Source organism: Bradymonas sediminis (assembly GCF_003258315.1).
In the GTDB taxonomy this organism is placed as follows: Bacteria; Myxococcota_A; Bradymonadia; order Bradymonadales; family Bradymonadaceae; genus Bradymonas; species Bradymonas sediminis.
In genome coordinates this window covers 954,207-972,029 of record NZ_CP030032.1, presented here as the reverse complement: position 1 = coordinate 972,029, position 17,823 = coordinate 954,207, and the positions used below count along the sequence as shown (strand labels likewise).

At 61.0% G+C, this 17,823-nt stretch carries 7 protein-coding genes; 6 read left to right on the top strand and 1 reads right to left on the bottom strand.

Annotated elements, in window-relative coordinates:
• The first annotated feature begins 5 nt into the window (after positions 1-5).
• Positions 6-1,280, top strand: a complete 1,275-nt coding sequence (locus DN745_RS03625; protein ID WP_111337520.1) for an inorganic phosphate transporter — start codon at positions 6-8, stop codon at positions 1,278-1,280.
• A gap of 189 nt (positions 1,281-1,469) precedes the next feature.
• A complete protein-coding gene (locus DN745_RS03620; RefSeq protein ID WP_162687430.1) occupies positions 1,470-4,724 on the top strand; it encodes a coiled-coil domain-containing protein in 3,255 nt (1,084 codons plus the stop codon).
• A 16-nt stretch (positions 4,725-4,740) separates the two neighbouring features.
• Here the strand turns inward: DN745_RS03620 and DN745_RS03615 are convergent, their stop codons facing one another.
• On the bottom strand, positions 4,741-7,890 hold the full coding sequence (locus DN745_RS03615; RefSeq protein ID WP_111332272.1) for a DEAD/DEAH box helicase: 3,150 nt from the start codon (positions 7,888-7,890) through the stop codon (positions 4,741-4,743).
• 269 nt (positions 7,891-8,159) lie between these two features.
• Here DN745_RS03615 and DN745_RS03610 point away from each other — a divergent pair, with 269 nt between their 5' ends.
• The 4 genes from DN745_RS03610 (at position 8,160) to DN745_RS03595 (ending at position 17,765) form a co-directional block, all read left to right on the top strand.
• Positions 8,160-9,704 (top strand): amidase, encoded by a 1,545-nt coding sequence (locus DN745_RS03610; RefSeq protein ID WP_111332270.1) that lies wholly within the window; start codon positions 8,160-8,162, stop codon positions 9,702-9,704.
• A gap of 147 nt (positions 9,705-9,851) precedes the next feature.
• Positions 9,852-10,547 (top strand): ABC transporter ATP-binding protein, encoded by a 696-nt coding sequence (locus DN745_RS03605; protein WP_111332268.1) that lies wholly within the window; start codon positions 9,852-9,854, stop codon positions 10,545-10,547.
• A gap of 133 nt (positions 10,548-10,680) precedes the next feature.
• On the top strand, positions 10,681-14,334 hold the full coding sequence (locus DN745_RS03600) for an exodeoxyribonuclease V subunit gamma (RefSeq protein WP_111332266.1): 3,654 nt from the start codon (positions 10,681-10,683) through the stop codon (positions 14,332-14,334).
• On the top strand, positions 14,331-17,765 hold the full coding sequence (locus DN745_RS03595) for a UvrD-helicase domain-containing protein (RefSeq protein WP_111332264.1): 3,435 nt from the start codon (positions 14,331-14,333) through the stop codon (positions 17,763-17,765). The genes DN745_RS03600 and DN745_RS03595 overlap by 4 nt, the downstream gene beginning before the upstream one ends.
• Positions 17,766-17,823 lie beyond the last annotated feature (58 nt).

The window sequence follows — 17,823 nt, the reverse complement described above, 5'->3', positions numbered from 1 at the left end:
TGTATATGGCCCTCGCCTTTGGTTTCTATATGGCGTGGACGATCGGGGCAAACGACGCGGCAAACGCGATGGGAACCAGCGTTGGTTCCGGTGCCATTACCTTCAAAGAAGCCGTCATCATTGCGGCGGTCTTTGAGTTCTCTGGCGCGATTCTAGCTGGCAGCGGTGTCACCGACACCATGCGAAAAGGGATCATCGACCCCGCGCTCTTTAACCAGATGCCCCAGGGCGCGGAGATCTTCGCGCTGGGCATGTTGGCCTCGCTTATGGCGGCCGCGATTTGGCTTCATTTCGCGGCGTTTGTTGGCTGGCCGGTCTCGACGACGCACAGCATCGTCGGCGCCATCGCCGGTTTCGGTGTGGCCTCCGTCGGCATGTCCAATGTCGACTTCGGCACCCTTGGCATCATCGTGTCGAGCTGGGTTGTCAGCCCCGTCGCGGGTGGCCTGCTGGCCTTCCTGATATTTACGGCCATCCGAAAGACCATCATCGATACCCCAAATCCAGTTTTATCGGTTAAAAAATGGGGCCCGGCCTTTGCCTTCCCCATCTTCTTGGTGTTGGCCCTGGTGCTGTTTACCAAGGGGCTAAAGAACGTCGACTTGCCGCTCGATACCTACGGCATCGCGATCATCTCGGTGCTGACCGGCATCATCGCCTCCACCGTCCTCTGGTGGATCTTGCGCAAGATTCAAACCCCGACCGACGTGGACCGCGGCGAGCATGAGACGCTGCGAGATGTCCACCATTCACGGGTCGAACGGGTCTTCCGCTACCTTCAAACCATCACCGCCTGCTTCGTCGCATTTGCCCACGGCTCCAACGACGTCGCCAACGCCATCGGGCCGCTGGCCGGTATCGTCAGCCTCTTCGACGGCACCACATTCCAGGGCTCGGATGCGCTGGGCTCTGCGGTTCCCGTCCCCACCTGGGTCCTTATGATCGGTGGTGTCGGCATCCTGGTTGGCCTGGCGACCTACGGCTATAAGGTCATCGAGACCATCGGCACCAAGATCACCGATATCACCCCGAGCCGCGGCTTCGCCGCAGAATTCGGCGCCGCAACCACCATCCTCATCGGCAGCAAGATCGGCCTGCCGCTGTCGACCACCCACACCATCGTCGGCGCGGTTATCGGCGTCGGTTTTGCCCGCGGCATGAACGCCCTGAACCTGCAGATTATCTGGCAGATCGCCAAGGCGTGGGTCTACACAATCCCCTTCACCGCCGTGCTCACCGTGGTGATCTTCAAGGTGCTACAATATTTCTTCCTTGTTTGATCCCCGCCATCAGTCGACCTGTAATGCGGATCGACTGAGTTAAAGCAGTTGCATATTTTCTCAAAAAATCGCCTCGAAAGAGGCGATTTTTTGCGTTTTGCATGACTTCGCAAGAATTGGGGCGCTGGTCCCAGCCCGCGGGGCATGGGTATAATCCCGCGAAATAGCTCGTCATTTCTCGGAGATACCATGCTCATCCGACGCCTTATACTCACCCTGTCACTCGCGCTTCTCGCGAGCTTCCTGGCGCCGTCCCTGGCGCTTAGCGCTGACTGGGATCGCTTCCCTGAGCTTAAACCGCGCGAACATTTCGCCATCAAAAGACTCTATGATGGCCCCAAATATAAGGACCTCCGGGAGTGCTACCGGCGCTTCGATTCGCGGGTAGGCGCCGATTATTTCGGCGCGATGGTCGAGGTCACCGCCGAGAGCGGCAGTCGCTCGCGCAAAGAAGACAACGCCGTCCCCTACGCCAACGCCCTCTACGACGCGTGGAAGGCCGACGGCATCCTCGACGATAGGGATGATATCCTGGTCGTCTTCGGCCTCAGAAATCGCTCCATCGCCATCCGCCCGGGGGCCAAATGGCAGAAACTCGGCTTCGACGGCGAGACCATCGCCAAGACGATCGAGGCATCGCATTTCGACAAATTTCACAAACGCCGCAAATATTCGGACGCGCTCTGCTCGGTGCTCACCGCCGTCGATCTTCGGCTCGTCACCCTCCAGCAGCAGATGGAGAAAGACGTCGCCGCCATCGAGGAGCGCCTGCCGACGGTCGACGCAGAGCTCAGCGCGCTGCACAAAAAGGTAAGCGCGCGCTTCGCTAAATTACCCAATAAAGATCACCCCTTCGGCCAGAAACTATTGGCCAAATTGGCCGCCGCCCGCACCCACCTGACAGAGGCAACCGAGCGGGCCAAAGACGCGCCCACCGACGCGGTCCGATTGGCCGACAAGGCCGAAGCCGTCCTGCAACCGGTGCGCGACGAGCTAAAGATATTCAACCAGGATATGGAGCAGCTCGACTCGGTCGCGGCCGAGATCGCCACGCTCAAATCGACGCTCCTGGCGCGTGACGACGTCGACGAAGACTACCCCAAACGCGCGCTCCTTCAGGTCCAAGAATGCGAAAAGCTCACGCAACAGATCCGCGAAAAATATGAGGGAAACCCCGCACAGCTCAGCGATTGCCGACGCCTCGTCGACGAGCATCTCGCCCAGGCCGACGTCGAAGTCGCCCGGGCCGAGGTCCATGATTATTACCTCAAAACCCTGCTCCCACTGCTGGCGCTGATGCTGCTCATCCTGGGCGCGATCGCCGTTGTATTCCTGCAAACCCTGCGCCGCCGTCGCGCCCTCGCCCAGCTCCAACCGGACCTGGTCGAGTGGGAAAACCGACTCGCCAACGCCGCGAAATCACAGCAAGAACTCGAGCTCAAAGCACCGACTTATTTCGCCCCCGGACGCGCCTCTTGGACCGGCGAGAGCGCCGCGATTGACGAGCGCCTGGGCGAATACGGGGCGCGCGTGGACGCCCTCCTATTGCAGGGCAACCAACTCCTCGCCCAGGCAAAGCAACTTCAGGCGAAATCACACCCGCTTGACGCAAAACGCCTCGAAGACGCGCTCACCCTGCTGCGAAACACGCCACTCGACGCGGTGGCGAGCGCGGCTGACGGCGCCACCGCATCACAACTTCTAGGCAACCTCGCCGACGCACAGCGCGAGGCGCTCGGCGCGCTCGACGACCTCCTCGCCACCCGGGCACGCCATGACGAAGAGGCCGCCCGAGCGGCTGCCGCAGTGTCCCGCGCCGAGCAGGCCGTCCAGAAACGTCGAGACCTCGGCCTACCCGCCGAATATCTGCTCACAGGCCTCGAATCAGCCACCGCAGCATGGCAGGACGCGGTTAATCGCGGAGACCAGGACCCCAAAGCCGCCGCCGACACCTACGCCCGCATCACGCCCCAACTCACCGATATCGCCGAGCGCGCCGAAGCCGGAAACCACGCCATCGAAGCCATCCGCGGCGACCTCAGCGATACCGCCGAAGCCCTGCGCCAGCGCATCAAGCAACTGCGCTTCTCGGGCGTCGATATCGACAAACTACGCTTCGCCCCCGAGCAGGACCTCAGCGCGGCCAGGCGTGAGGCTTCGCGCATTGTCGAGGCGCTCGCAGACGGGGAAGATAAGAGCGTCGGCGACGCTGCCCAACAACTGCGAGCCAACCTCGAGCAACTCAGCCGACGCCTCGAAATCGTGGCCGTCGCAAAAGAGAAAATTCCCCAAAGAATACAAAACCTTAGCTCGCGCGGAGACACGCTCAAAGAACGCCTTATGGATCTTCGCTATGCCCTTAAATCACTCGCAACGCAGGGCAACCCGAACGTCTATCAAGCAAGCTCGGCGCAGGTAGGACGCTATCAATCCCAGCTCGACCGTCTGGGGCGCGAGCTTAGCAAAGCCAAAGAAGACCACCGCCTCAAACGCTTTTTAAGCGCCACCGAAAGACTCGACTCCGCCACCCGTCTGGTCGAAAAGGCCGAGGAACTCGTCCAGCAACTCGGCACCCTCGAAACCACGATCGGCGTCACCCAGGCCAAATGCGAACAACTCCTCAAGACCTGCAACGCCGACTGCGACGCGCTCCTAAAGAAAGCTCAAGAGCCCGGCATCGATCCCGACCTTCGGGCCCTCATCGCCCAAGCACACGACGCGCTCGAGACCTTAAACGCGCAGGCCGAAAACGAGCAGATCGACTGGTTTGAGGCGCGCACACAGCTCGACTCTCTTCAGAAAAGCCTGCTCTTCCTCGGGGCCCAGGCCGACGCCGACCGCAACGCCTTCACCCAGGCCCAGCAGCTTCTTCAGCAGGTCCAGCAGGACTTCGGCGCAGCGTCCAACGGCCTCGCACGCGCCGACTACGCGGGGATCATCGCGAACGCCCAGAATTTGCTCGACGGTTGGCGCCAGCAAATGCAAGAAGGCGCCGGCGGAGGCGCCCTGCTGCGCACCGGCCACGCCGTCGCAGCAGCCTGCGCCCGCGCCCTCAAGCTCGCTAAATCCCCGCGCTCGCTCGCCGACAACGCCCACCAGCAATTGGCCCACGCAAACGCCCGGCACGCCCAAATTCACGACGCACCCTACGGCTACGAAGTCACCGGCGACTGCACCCAAGCCGGCGCAGACCTTCGCGCAGCCGCCGAGCAAATCGAGCGCGCAGACTTCGCCAACGCGCTGGCCTCGGCCGAAGCAGCCACCGTCCAAATCGAGCTCGAGGACGCTCGCGCCCGCGCCCTCGCCGCCCGAAATTACCGACGCGCCCAGCTTAAAAACTTGGCATCGGCGACCGATGCGCCTAACCTCGAAGCCTTCGGCCCCCGACGCAGCACGAGCGGCCCGCACGCCGCGGCGCGCGAACCATCCAGCGCCGAGGCTTAGGCTCACAGAGGCCGCATCAGCCGGCCAAAACCTTCGAATCCAAGAAGAGATCGCTCGGCATCGCCCGCTCTAATTCCCACACGATACCCATCGGTCGTTCGCCCTCGTGGCGCACATAATTCGCGGGCCCAAGCAGCGTGTACGGCTGCGTGCGCCCGTTGACCTTTTTGTGGCGACGCACAAAGAGCAACACCTTCGAGCCGCGCTCCCGATGATGAATATAGCGCTGGCCCGTGGGCGTATCCGCCGATGTATTCGACTGCGATTCCCAATGAAATAACCGCGTAGACATCGCATAGTCCTTATACATCGTCTGCGGCGAATAATGCTTTTCGGTCTTCTCCAGCGTGATGAAAAAGAGGTCGGTGTCGAAGGCCTCGAGGTAGCGAACCCCCTCGCGAATCGGCGTGGAGTTCTCGGGAGACAGCAGCCCGAAGGCCGCCCGAATCTCGGAGAGCGTGTAGCGCGCGTGCACCGACAGCGGCACGCGGTGCTCCCAGCCCATCTCCCCATCCAGCGGAAAAGTCACGTGACTGGCGCGGTCATCGAGCAGCCCGAGCAGTTCGCGAAGCTCCTGCAAGACCGCCGGGTGCTGCCACATATTCTTGAGCAACGCCTCGGCATAGGGCCACTCGGCGCGGCTCTTCGCGCTATCCCCCCAGAGCGAGAAATGCAGCATATAGAGCATCTGCTCCTCGGCAGGCGTCAGCTCGCCAGGCGCCGGCGGCGACTGGGCGCCGAGGAGCCTGTCATAGAAGCTCAGCCGGTCGGCCGCGTCGATATGCAGGATTCGATGCAGACGCCCGCCAAAGCGCGCCTCATCCGGACCCGCGTCATACGTCTCAAAGCCTGCCTGGCGCCGAATCTTCGTCCAATACCAGGACTGCGAGCGATAGAGCTCCTCGGGCTCACGCTGCGTCTTCGCCAAGAATTCGGCCAGCGAAATATCGCCGAACTCGGCCAACTCGGCCGCCACCGCGCTGACGCTTCCGCCGATGCTCGACTTGATATTATCAATCACCAACTGACTGGCGACGCGGTCGAGCTCGATGGAGCAGCCCGCCGGCAAATACCCGAAGCCGTCCTCGATTTCGTCGGCGAGCGCCTTGCCCGAAATGCCGGTGAGGGCTTTGTAGCGGACGTCGTAGCGAAACTTCTTATGCGCGTGCCCGATGAAATCGAGCACCGTCAGACACGACTTCTTCGGCGCGTGCCGAAGCCCTCGCCCGAGCTGCTGCAAGAAAACCGTTGCGCTCTCAGTCGGGCGCAAAAATAGGACCGTGTCGACCTCGGGGATGTCGACGCCCTCATTAAAGAGGTCGACCGTAAAGATCGCCTGCAGCTCCCCGCTCACCAGCCGATGCTTGGCGGTGTCGCGGTCCTCGCGCGACGAATTGCTGGTCAGCGCGAGCGTCGAAAACCCCGCCCGATTGAACTCCGCCGCCATAAACTCGGCGTGCTCGATATTCACGCAAAAACCCAACGCCTTCATCTTCGACGGGTCGAGCACCTTGTCACTAATCTCGTTGAGGATCAGCGCCACACGCCCATGGTCGGCGGTATAAAGGTTGCCCAATTCGGTGGCGTTATATTTCCCCAACGTCCACTTAAGGCGCTGAAGCTCGGTATTATCGTGGACGCCAAAGTATTGAAATGGCACAAGAAGTTGGCGCTCGAGCGCCTCCCAAAGCCGAATCTCGGCGGCGATTCGCCCGCCAAACCAGGACAGCACCGACTTCCCATCAGCGCGCTCAGGCGTCGCGGTGAGGCCGAGCAGAATCTCGGGCTCCAGGTGCTCCAGAAGCTCGCTATAAGTGCGCGCCTGGGCGTGATGGAACTCATCGACGATCACAAAATCGAAGGCATCCGGGGCGAGCGTCGTCGTCTCGGCAAACGCGCCCTTTTGACTGGTCAAAGATTGAATCGAGGCGAAGACATGCCGCCATTTGCGAGGCTTTTGCCCACCGACCAGCAACTCGCCAAACGCCCCATCCCGCAACACCGTGCGGAAGGTGCGCAGGCTCTGCTTCAGGATATCTTCACGATGCGCCACAAAGAGCAGCGTGGCGTCGGGATTCGCCTCATACCAGCGCTTGAAATCAAAGGCAGCGATCATCGTCTTGCCGGTGCCGGTCGCCGACACCACAAGGTTCTTATAGCGCCCGTGCCGGACCCGCTCGGCCTCGAGCTTCTCCAAGATCTCGACCTGGTGCGGGTAGGGCTTGAGGTCCACGTAGGCGATATCGGTCGCCTCGGTGCCGCGCGTCTGGTCCAGCGCGTGCTCGAGCTTTTCGACATCCTCGACGCGCGCCGGATCGTAGGGCTCGAAGAGCTCATCCTCCCAATAGTCCTCAAATGTGGCGCGAAATTTCTCCAGAATATCCGGCGTCTCCACCTGCGAGAGCCGCACATTCCACTCAAGCCCGTCCATCAGCGCCGAATGCGAGATATTCGAGGAGCCGATAAACGCGGTCGAAAACCCCGTCTCCCGATGCATCAGCCAGGCCTTCGCGTGCAGGCGCGTGGTCTGGGTCTCGTAGCAAATTCGAATCTCGGCGCCCATCTTCGAGAGCTCATCGAGCGCGCGTCGCTCGGTCGCGCCCATATAAGTGGTGGTCAGAATGCGCATCGGCCGTCCCCGCTCAACCAGATGCTCGTAGAGCCTATCGCGCAGCACCCGCACCCCGTGCCAGCGAATAAACGCGCACAGAAGATCGACCCGATCCGCCGACACGACCTCCCGCTTCACCGCATCCCCCACCCGCGGCTCATGCTTCGCGTTCACCAACAGGTCGCTCGCCCCGAGCGGAATCGTCGGGCGCGGCGGCAAAAACGCCCTGCCCCCGACCCGCTCATCGACCTCGCCGATGCCATAGAGCGCCCCGGCCGGCTCGGTCACGTCGCCCCCGACGCTGCCGGAATTCGCAAACTCTCGCACCACGCCGAGCACCCGATTGACCAGGGCAAGCTGGCGAGGCGCGTCGTTTCGAATTCCCTCAAGCGCGCCCTCAACCTCGCGATAAATATGGCGCGCGAGCAGTACGTGCGCGTCGCCGTCATCGAGCGCATCGCGCTCCACAAGACCGGGCTCCAAACCCTCCAAAGCCTTCGCCAGCGCCTCGGTGATCAGTCGCTCGTAGAGTCCAGGTGCCAAATTCGATGCCATCTACTTCCCCTGCAAGAATTACAAAAGTTTATCTGCGGGCAATCTACCAGGTTGCAGTGGAACGCCCCAGGAAGAATTTTGAGATGGGGCGCGTTACTTCGCCACGGATGATCGTCATTCGATAATTCATCGCGCTGCATCTATTCCCCCAATTCGCCGGTCGACGCCCCATTCGATCGCAGGTATGAGATGAGGCGCATCGTCCTGGAAAATGCCGCCCGGGCTCGGGAAGGCGCTTTTCAACCCACCACCATTCCACCGGAGTACCCATGAAGTTCGAGGAATATCGCAATTACGACGCCATTGAATTGGCGCGCATGGTGCGCGAAAAAGAAGTCAGCGCATTGGAATTGATCGACGCCGCGGCCGACGGAATCTTGGCGTGGAATGAGTCGCTCAACGCGATTATCGAGCCTTGGGTTGAAGACGCGCGCCGCGGGCGCATCGAGTGGAACGCGAACGGCCCGTTGGCGGGCGTGCCCTTCTTGCTCAAGGATATGGTCGAGTGGAAGGGGCGCGCGATGACGCTGGGCTCTCGCCTGCTCGACGGCTATGTCGCCCAGTCGACCCACCCGCTGGTGAGCCGCTACTTGGACGCCGGGCTGATCCCGCTGGGGCGCACCAATATGAGTGAGTTGGGGCTCTTGCCGGTCAGCGAGCCGACCTTTTACGGCCCCTCCCGAAACCCCTGGAGCCTCACACATACCCCCGGCGGATCCAGCGGCGGGTCGGCCGCGGCGGTGGCCGCGGGCATCGTCCCGGTGGCCAACGCGGCCGACGGTGGCGGGTCGATCCGCATCCCGGCCTCGGCCTGCGGGCTCTTCGGCCTCAAGCCCACCCGCGGACTGGTCGTCGAGCCGATCGACGAGGTGCCGGCGGGCTTTGTCTCACAGCATTGCGTCAGCCGGACGGTGCGCGATAGCGCGCTCCTGCTCGACCTGAGCGCCGGGCGAAACCCCGGCTCGCGATGGCGCACGCCCAAACCCTCGGGCACGCGCAAGAGCTATAAAAGCTTCGCCGACGCGGCCACGCAGGACCCCGACACGCTGCGCGTCGGCGTGATGTACACCGACTTTATGGGCCAACCGCTGCACCCCGCCTGCCGCGCCGCGGTCGAAAAGAGCGCGAAGCTCTGCGAAGAGCTCGGCCACGAAGTCGTCGAGATTAAATCGCCCATCGACGGGCTGGCCTTCCGCCAGGCCTTTAGCCAATTGTGGGCGACCGCGGCGAGTTTTTTCCTCAAGCGCGTGCGCGCCGACCTGGACACGATGGAGGATTTGCCCAGGCCGTTGATTCGCCTGCTGCAAGTCCCCGGCGCGCTTGAGACCACGCTGCGCGCGGCCGAGGCGGTTGGCAAACCGCTGATCGAGCCGCTCACGCGCAAATTGGCCATCCACTCCGACCGCATGGCGCCCTCAGACCTGTGGCTCATCTGGCAGCAGCTCAACGTCGCGACCGCCGCGATGACCCATTATTTTGACGACCACGATATCTTGCTCACCAGCACGCTCTGCAAGCCGCCGGTGAAGGTCGGCCACTATGACGATATCACGCTGGACTTCGAGGAGCTCGAGGTCGACCTCTTCAACTTCGCCGGGCTGACGCCGCTGGCCAATAGCACCGGCCTGCCGTCGATGTCGCTGCCGCTGTACCGCTGCGACCAGTCGCGCCCCGGCGAAAAAGAGCACCACGGCCTCCCGATCGGCACCCAATTTTACGGTCCCCACGCCGAGGACGCGATGCTGCTATCGCTGGCCGGCCAATTCGAGCGCGCCTTCCCCTGGGACGCCGTGGCGCCCCTGCCGATGCGCTAAAGGCCCGATAATATACAATCGCCGAGACGAGCGCCCCGAAAGGTGAATTTTTCGATTTAGGGTGCTAGCATCGCCTCCCAACCTCGTGACGCACCGAGGTGGGAGGCGTTTTATTAACTCACGCGGGCCGTCCCGTCTGGAGCATTTATGTCAGCCATCGTCGAACTTCGCGAAGTCGATAAAGATTACCCGCTCGGCGCCACCGTCGTGCAGGCCCTCAAGGGCGTCAGCCTGAGCATCCACCGCGGCGAATTCACCACCATCGCCGGGCCCTCCGGCAGCGGCAAGACCACCATCCTCAACCTGATCGGCTGCATCGACGTGTCCACCCGCGGCAAGGTGCTCATCGACGGGCATTCCACCGCCGAGATGTCCGACCGCGCGCTGACCGACCTGCGCCTGCACACCCTGGGGTTCATCTTCCAGAGCTTTAACCTGATCGACGTGCTCAATGTCTTCGACAACGTCGAGTTCCCCCTGCTCCTGCAGGGTAAATTGGATAAGGCCGAGCGCAAAAAACGTGTCGAAGATATGGTCGAGCGCGTCGGCCTCACCAAACAACTCGTCCAGCGCCCTAACGAGCTCAGCGGCGGCCAGCGCCAGCGCGTCGCCATCGCCCGCGCGCTCGTCACCCACCCCAAGATCGTGCTCGCCGACGAACCCACCGCCAACCTGGACTCCGCCACGGGCCGAAATATCATCGACCTGATGCGCGAGATCAATCGCTCCATGGAGACCACCTTTATCTTCTCCAGCCACGATCCCAAGATCATCGATCGCGCCGAGCGCGTCATCGAACTCGTCGACGGTAATATCAGCACCGACGACCGTCGGACGGCGTAATTTACCTTAATTCGATCGTTGTCGACCAAAACAAACGAATTATGCTTTGACAGAACGAAAGCCCCGCTCCATACTCCGTGCAACTTAATTTGTTCACCTGCACGGGGGCCGCTCAACCGGCTACTGGAGTTAAATGACTGGCTTAAGTCTTCATTACGCTTATCGTCTTCCGGCGCTTGCGCGCGCCCTCTCCGAACAACTCAAGCCGCGACTTCAGAGCACCGAATCGCTCTTCTCGCCGCTCGATATCATCGTCCCCAGCCTGACGATGCAGGCCTATCTCGAGCAAGAGATCGCGCGCCAATTAGGCGTCACGCCTAATCTTCGCTTTCATCTATTGCGCGGATATTTGGCCGACAAATTGTCTCCGGCGACCGGCGGCCCGGCCACGCCGAAGCCCCGAATATTGAGCGCCGAGCAGCTCCAACAAATCCTCATCAAGGTGCTCCAGGACGCCTATTTTAATGGCGAGTCAAACGCGGCCTCGCTGCCGAAATGCGACGCGCTGCGCGCGTACCTGCACGTGACGACCGGCAGCGACGCTAAGCCCAACGAGGCTGCGCGCGAACTTCGCCTCTACCAAATCACCGGCGAGCTCGCCCGACTTTTTGTCGAATATAGCTTCTCGCGCTCTGCCCCGGTCTTTGGCCCGCCGATGGAACCCGCGCCCCTGCTCGTTACATGGAGTAAGCGCGCCGACCTTGAATCCGACAACCCCATCGAGGTGTGGCAGCACGCGCTTTGGACGCATGTTTTCGGCAAGGGCGGCGTTATTTCGCAGCTAAACGCCAGGGGCGCGGCCAACCATGAAGCACCCTATATGACGCTCCCCGAGGCTTTTGAGGCATTTGGGGCCGCGCAAATCAGCGCAGACAAAGCAATGCCAAAGACCGTCTATATGGTCGGCTTTCCCTATATCGCGCGGGTCTTTGTTGAGGCGACCCAACTCCTCGCCCAACACTCCGATGTTCATGTTTTTGCGCTCACTCCCGCCCAAAAATGGGCGAAGGGAAGCGACGCGGAACTCGGCGACGACGACCACCCGCTGCTGCGCCAATGGGCAAGCGCGGGCGGCATTCACGCAAAGATGTGGGCCGCCACATCGGCTGAGATCACGCGCAGCGAGGCGGCCTCCGAAGCCCCGGATAATCTGCTCGGCGCGCTGCAATCCGACATCATCGCCAGCGCCGATGCGCCCGCCAAGCAGGCCGACGCCGCGCAGGGTATTCGCTTTGTCGAATGCCCCTCCATCGCCCGCGAAGTCGAGTCGGTGGCCAACGAGATCTGGACGCTCCTGCGAGACGACGAAGACCTGCGGCCGGACGAAATCGCCGTCCTCATCGCCGGCTCCGACCAGGAATCTTACCAGGTCCAGCTCGGCGAGGCTTTTCGCAGCTTTCATCGACTCCCGTTTAACGAAGTCGGGCTGCCGGCGACCACCGGCGGTCGCCTCCTGGACGCCGCCAAACTCCTGCTCGAACTACCATTTAGCCGCTTTCGCCGCTCAGAATTGCTAAAACTCCTTGTCCACCCGAACCTGCGCGGGCGCAGCGACGAGGTGGACATCGACCAGTGGGCCCAGTGGTGCGACCAACTCGGCATCCTCTACGCCGCGAGCCGCGAGGAACAGGCCGATAGCTACCTTAGCGACGAGAGTGAGCATCGCTGGGATCTCTATAATTGGGACCAGGGGTTTCGCCGGGTCGTGCTGGGCAATTTCCTGCGCGGTGAGCGAAGCGGCTCGGACAAGCTCTTTGAGATGGGCCGCAGCCAATATCAGCCCCTCGAAATCAGCGACGCCGCCTCGCCGGCGACCTCGAATTTCGTCGCGCTCGCGAGCTCCATCATGGCCGATGCCCGCTGGCTGCGTGGCCCCGATGATGCCCCCACCAAACGCAACGCAAAGGAATGGGCGACCATCGTCGAGGACTATTTACGCACCTATTTGCAGGTCAGCACGCAGGACGAAGAAGACGCTGCAGACCGGCGAAAAGAAGACCGCCGAAACCTGAGCGCCGCCTGCCGAGCCATTCGCTCCATCGGCGCGAATTGCCCCATCGACGGCGAGATAAGCTACCGAATTTTCAACGAATTCGCCCGCGACGCCGTCGAAAACCTGCGCCAAAGCGGCAGCCATTATCTCTGCGGCGGCGTCATCGTCTCGACCTTGCTCGAAGCGCGCGCCATCCCCTTCAAACACGTCTTCGTGGTGGGCCTTGGCGAAGGCCAATTCCCGAATCCCGAGATTCTAGACCCGCTGGATCTGCGCCTGGCCGACCCGCAACTCGGCGACCTCAAACCCTCCGACCGCGACCGCTACGCATTCCTCGAAACCCTGCTCGCCGCACGCCAGGGCGTCACGCTGTCCTGGGTCGCCCGCGAGGCCACCACCGGTGAGCCCCTCAACGCCTCGTCCGTGGTCAACGAGTTGCGCTGGGTGCTCCAGGGTCGCTTCGGCCACAGCAGCGAGGCCCTCACCACCATTCAGCCGCTGCGCCGCTACGACGCGTCGCTCTTCGCAGACGACTCGAACCTGCACCCGATCGCGTTTAAGGAGCGCGAAATCATGGCGCTTCGCGAGACCTTAACGACGACCGAGAATGCTCAAAAACCACCGACGCTCCCGACCCTCGACGAGCTTCGCCGCGACGACTCCCCGCTCAAGCTAACCCCAACGATGCGCAAAAAACTCAAATTGGCTGCGTTGCCTTCTGAAATTGCCAAGAAAAACAGCGCTAGCGCACCTGCGCAACCAACGGAGAAAGAGACCACGAAAGAGCCGCGACGGGTGCGTATCAGCCTGTCGAATCTGCGCAAATTTCTTGAGTCGCCGCTGCAGGCGGCCGCCAGCGTCCAGCTTGGGTTGCGCGAGGATGAGGACGATATTTTTGCGGCGGAGCGCGAGCCGTTGGAGGCGAATCGGCTCTATCGAGCCATCGCGCTCAAGAGAGTCGTCACGAAAGCGTTGGCTACTGGCACAGACGCTGACAAGCTCGAAGAAACCTATACCCAAACGCTCCTGCCCAAGATGCCCCTGCGCGCCCAACTGCCGAGCGGTCATTTCTTATCGTCGAACCGTGATGCCCATCTAGAGCTCTTAAATGCGTGGTGGCGAAACTTTGATGTCCTTGAGCTCAAAGCCCCACTCTCTCCCATTGGTATCGGCGTCGATTCGGATGAATGCGCCGAAAAATATGACGCGATTCATCTCGACCTAGACTTGGAACGCGACGGTGTGCCGGAGATCGTTCACGTCGAGATTACCGGCAGGACGGAACTCTCGTCAGAATCGGGTGATTTGTATCTCACCTTTGATACAGGCACCGGCACCTACCCGCGCGGCAAATATATCGCACGAAGTTTTATGAGTTGGGCAGTCGCCACAGCCGCCGGTCGAGTGCATCCGTCAGCGACTCGGTTGATGGTCAACAATAGCCATAAACTATCTGAGAAAACGGCCCCGCGATTCTCGAAGAAAGCGCCGAACTGGTCGAAAGAAGACGCACGCGAGTATCTAAAAGAACTCGTCACTTCTCTGCTTTGCGAGTGTCACGACTATCTGCTGCCCATCGAGTTCGCGGCCGAGAAGCCCAATATGAAGCCTGCTGATTGCACCCGTGAACACCTCCAGGACTGGCTCGAAAAAGCGTTGAGCAGCGAGCGCACTTCCATCGCTTCAAAATACGGCCCCATCAAGGATTACGCCCGTTTTGAGGCCCCCCGCGACGGCCAGATCGCGGCCCGACTCGACGCCCGCTTCCCCTTCTTCGCATGGAGTGAAAAATGATCTCGATACGCTACGAAAAACCCAGCATCTTGAATGATATTTCCAGCGAAGGGCATGTGGTCATCGAGGCTTCTGCGGGCACGGGCAAGACCTATACGCTCGAGCACCTGGTCGTTGATCTCCTCTTGGACAAGGACAAAGAATGCGCCATCGAAGAGATCCTCGTCGTGACGTTTACGCGCCGCGCGACGGCCGAATTGCGCCGCCGCGTCCGTGAGATCTTGACGAAAATCCTGGCCCAATATGAGGCCCAGGATGCTTCGAAATCCTGCGCCGCAGACATCCCCCATTGGGTTATCGACCCCGACGGGGCCAAACGACTTCGCCAGGCCGTTCTTGGCTTTGACCGCGCCGAGATTTTCACGATCCACTCCTTTTGCCAAAAACTCCTCACCGAGAACGCCTTCCAAAACCACCAGCTCTTTGACCTGGAATTGGTCGATGAAAAGGCGCTTTTCGCCGAATGCTACGAGGATATTCTAAGAACAAAAATCTCCACGGACCCGAAGTTAAAGCGCTGGTTTGACGCGTGGTTGCACCCGAAGGTCGGCGGTAAAATCGAATCGCTCGCTAAAGGTTTGCAGGAGGTCTATTCGAGCAATGGCCGCCTCACTCGCTCAGAAAATATGCCCGAAGCATTTCGAGCCCCTGATTTATTGTTTCAAAATATAGAGGCCACAACGAAGGCCAAAGATATAAAGGAGGCGGCCCCCGGCTGGAAGACCGACATCCTTGGCCACCTGCTCAAACCCGTCGCCGACGAGATGAGCCGGCGAAAGCAAAGCGAAGGGCTCTATACCTATAACGATATGCTCGAATTGGTCGGCCAGAGCCTCTCACCGAAGGCCGACAACCCCGCGTCAAATAAGAGTTTTCTGGACGCGCTGCGCCAGCAATATAAATACTCTCTGATCGATGAATTTCAGGACACCGACCCCGTTCAGTGGGAGATCTTCCGCACTATTTTCGTCGAGGGAACGAACTCCCACCGCCTCTTTTTAATCGGCGACCCGAAGCAAGCGATCTACAAATTTCGCGGCGCGGACGTCTGGACCTATTTGCGCGCGGTGAACGAAATATGCCCGAAGTCGGACGACACCGCATCGGTTTCGAACCGCGTCGTGCTCGAGCATAATTATCGCTCCACCCCCGAGATGGTCGCGGCCTATAATGCGATCTTTAAGCATATGGACGGCTCGCAGGAGCGATCGTTTTTCACCAACCCCGAGATCACCTACGAGAATCCGGTCGAACCGAATCCGAAGACAGACCGCGTCGTTCGAGATATGAACGATGCGCCGATCACCTCCCCGGCCATCACGGCGCTGCGCATCAATGAAGGCGACAAGAAAGAGACGATCGCCCCGCGCTGGCTCGATTGGATGCTCGCCGAAATTGAATCGATCCTATGGGGCGCCGGGCAATTCAAAGTCCCCGATAAAAAAGAGGCGTCGGGTTCGAGGCCGGTCAACGCCTCCGATATCTTTGTGCTGACCAACTCCAACGCCGAGTCGCGCGAGATGGGTCGATTGCTGCACAAGCGCGGGATTCCCTACTCGTTCTACCGCCAGGGAGGGCTCTACGAGTCCGGCGAGGCGCTCGATATTCTGGCGCTCCTCCAGGCGATCGCCCAGCCCAAATTGCGCGCCGCGCGCCGCGCCGCATACCGAACCCCCTTCTTCGCCATCCCCATCCGCGAGCTCGCCGATTTCGACGATAGCGACGCCGGGGAACGCGCCCAGGCGCTGCTCTATGAGTGGCGAGAGATTGCTCAGGAGCACGCGTTCACCCGCTTATTTCGAAAAATCGCCGATGACTCCGGCATCCTATTGCGCGAGATTTTACTCGGCCGAGGCGAGCGTGCGCTGACAAATTATCAGCATATCCTGGAGACCTTGGGCGAAGAGGCGTCCAAGGGCTACAAGAGCCTGGACGACCTGATCGGTTGGCTCGCCCGAAAAATCGAGGGCAGCGACGGCGAGGATGACCAGGACCTGCAACGCCTGGAGACCGACCGCCCCGCGGTTCAGGTCATGACCATGCATAAATCAAAGGGGCTCGAGGCCGAAGTTGTCTTTATTTATGGCGGATTCAGCAGCAGAAATAGCGGCATCACGACCTTTATTAATAGCGATGACCCGAGCGCAGCGGAGGCGGAGCGCGTCACCCTCACAAGCGTCTCAAAAGACTATCTCGGCGGAAACGACAGTCCTCAAAAGACGCGGGTTAATCAACAAGCTCAATGGGATAGCGAGCGCGTGATGTACGTGGCTATCACCCGCGCGAAATCGCGGCTTTATCTGTGTCACGCCGGACCAGAGGCAAAATACGGCCGCGGTGGTCGCCACGAAGCCCTCGTGCGCAGCCTGGACCGTATTCACCAGGACAAATCGCTCCCCGAAAGCCTCATAAAATTCATTGAATTCAACCCCGGCTATGTGCACCCCGACAGCCGCCCCTCGAAGAAGGTGACCAGAGAAGACTGGGATGCCGCCCAGGAGACCGACGTAGCGATCACGCAGGACCTGCCTGACTGGGCCGGCGTGCGCAAAAAAGGCCGCCAACTCACCGCCTTTAGTAGCGTCAAAAAACACGACGCCCCCAGCGCAGATAAGACCCACGAGGACGAGCCCGACTCGCCCGCAGCGCCTGCGCCGGACCCACGCTTTGGCGCGGACACCCCGATGCCCTGGGGCGGCACCGACTACGGCAGCTTTTTGCATAATGTGCTCGAGGATCTGAGCGATTATTCCAGCGCGCTCCGGTGCGACGATGTCGACGCCTGGCTGGCGCTCGACGAGGTCAAATACGTCTTTGAGCAGCGCTCAAAGGCGGACCGCATCGGCCCCGAATTTACGCCCTATAGCGCGCGGATTCTCTTCGACACCCTGCGCACGCCGCTCGCGCTGCCGGGCTTCGACAAGCCGGTGGCCATCGCCGAGATCCCGATGACGAAGATCGCCAAAGAGATCGATTTTCACTTCCCGATGCCCCAGGAAAACCTCGATTTTGCCCGGTGGCCAGACGACGCGCCGACGATTGAGCGCGGCTGGATCAAGGGCTCCATCGACCTGACCTTCGAACATGGTGTGGGCGGCGACAGCCGCGTGTTCATCGCCGATTGGAAGTCGAATTTCCTTAAAGATTATCGTCCCGAGGCCGTCGCAAGATCGCTCGACGACGCCTACGCCCTGCAGGCCCGCATCTACACCCTGGCCATGGTGCGCATGCTCGGCATCACCAACGCGCAGGACTACGACGCCCGCTTTGGCGGCTGCCTCTATTTGATGCTGCGCGCGATGTCGCCTGAGCAGCCGTCTGGATACGGCGTGGCGATTTGTCGCCCGACATGGGCGCAATTATGCGCGTGGGACAACAGCCTCGTCGAAGACCCGGACACCTGGAATAGGCCGCTCCCGGTCTTTAGCTGAGCCCAAATTCGGCCGTTATTCGCTGCATTTTTGAATCTTGAATAGATGTTTTGGCGCA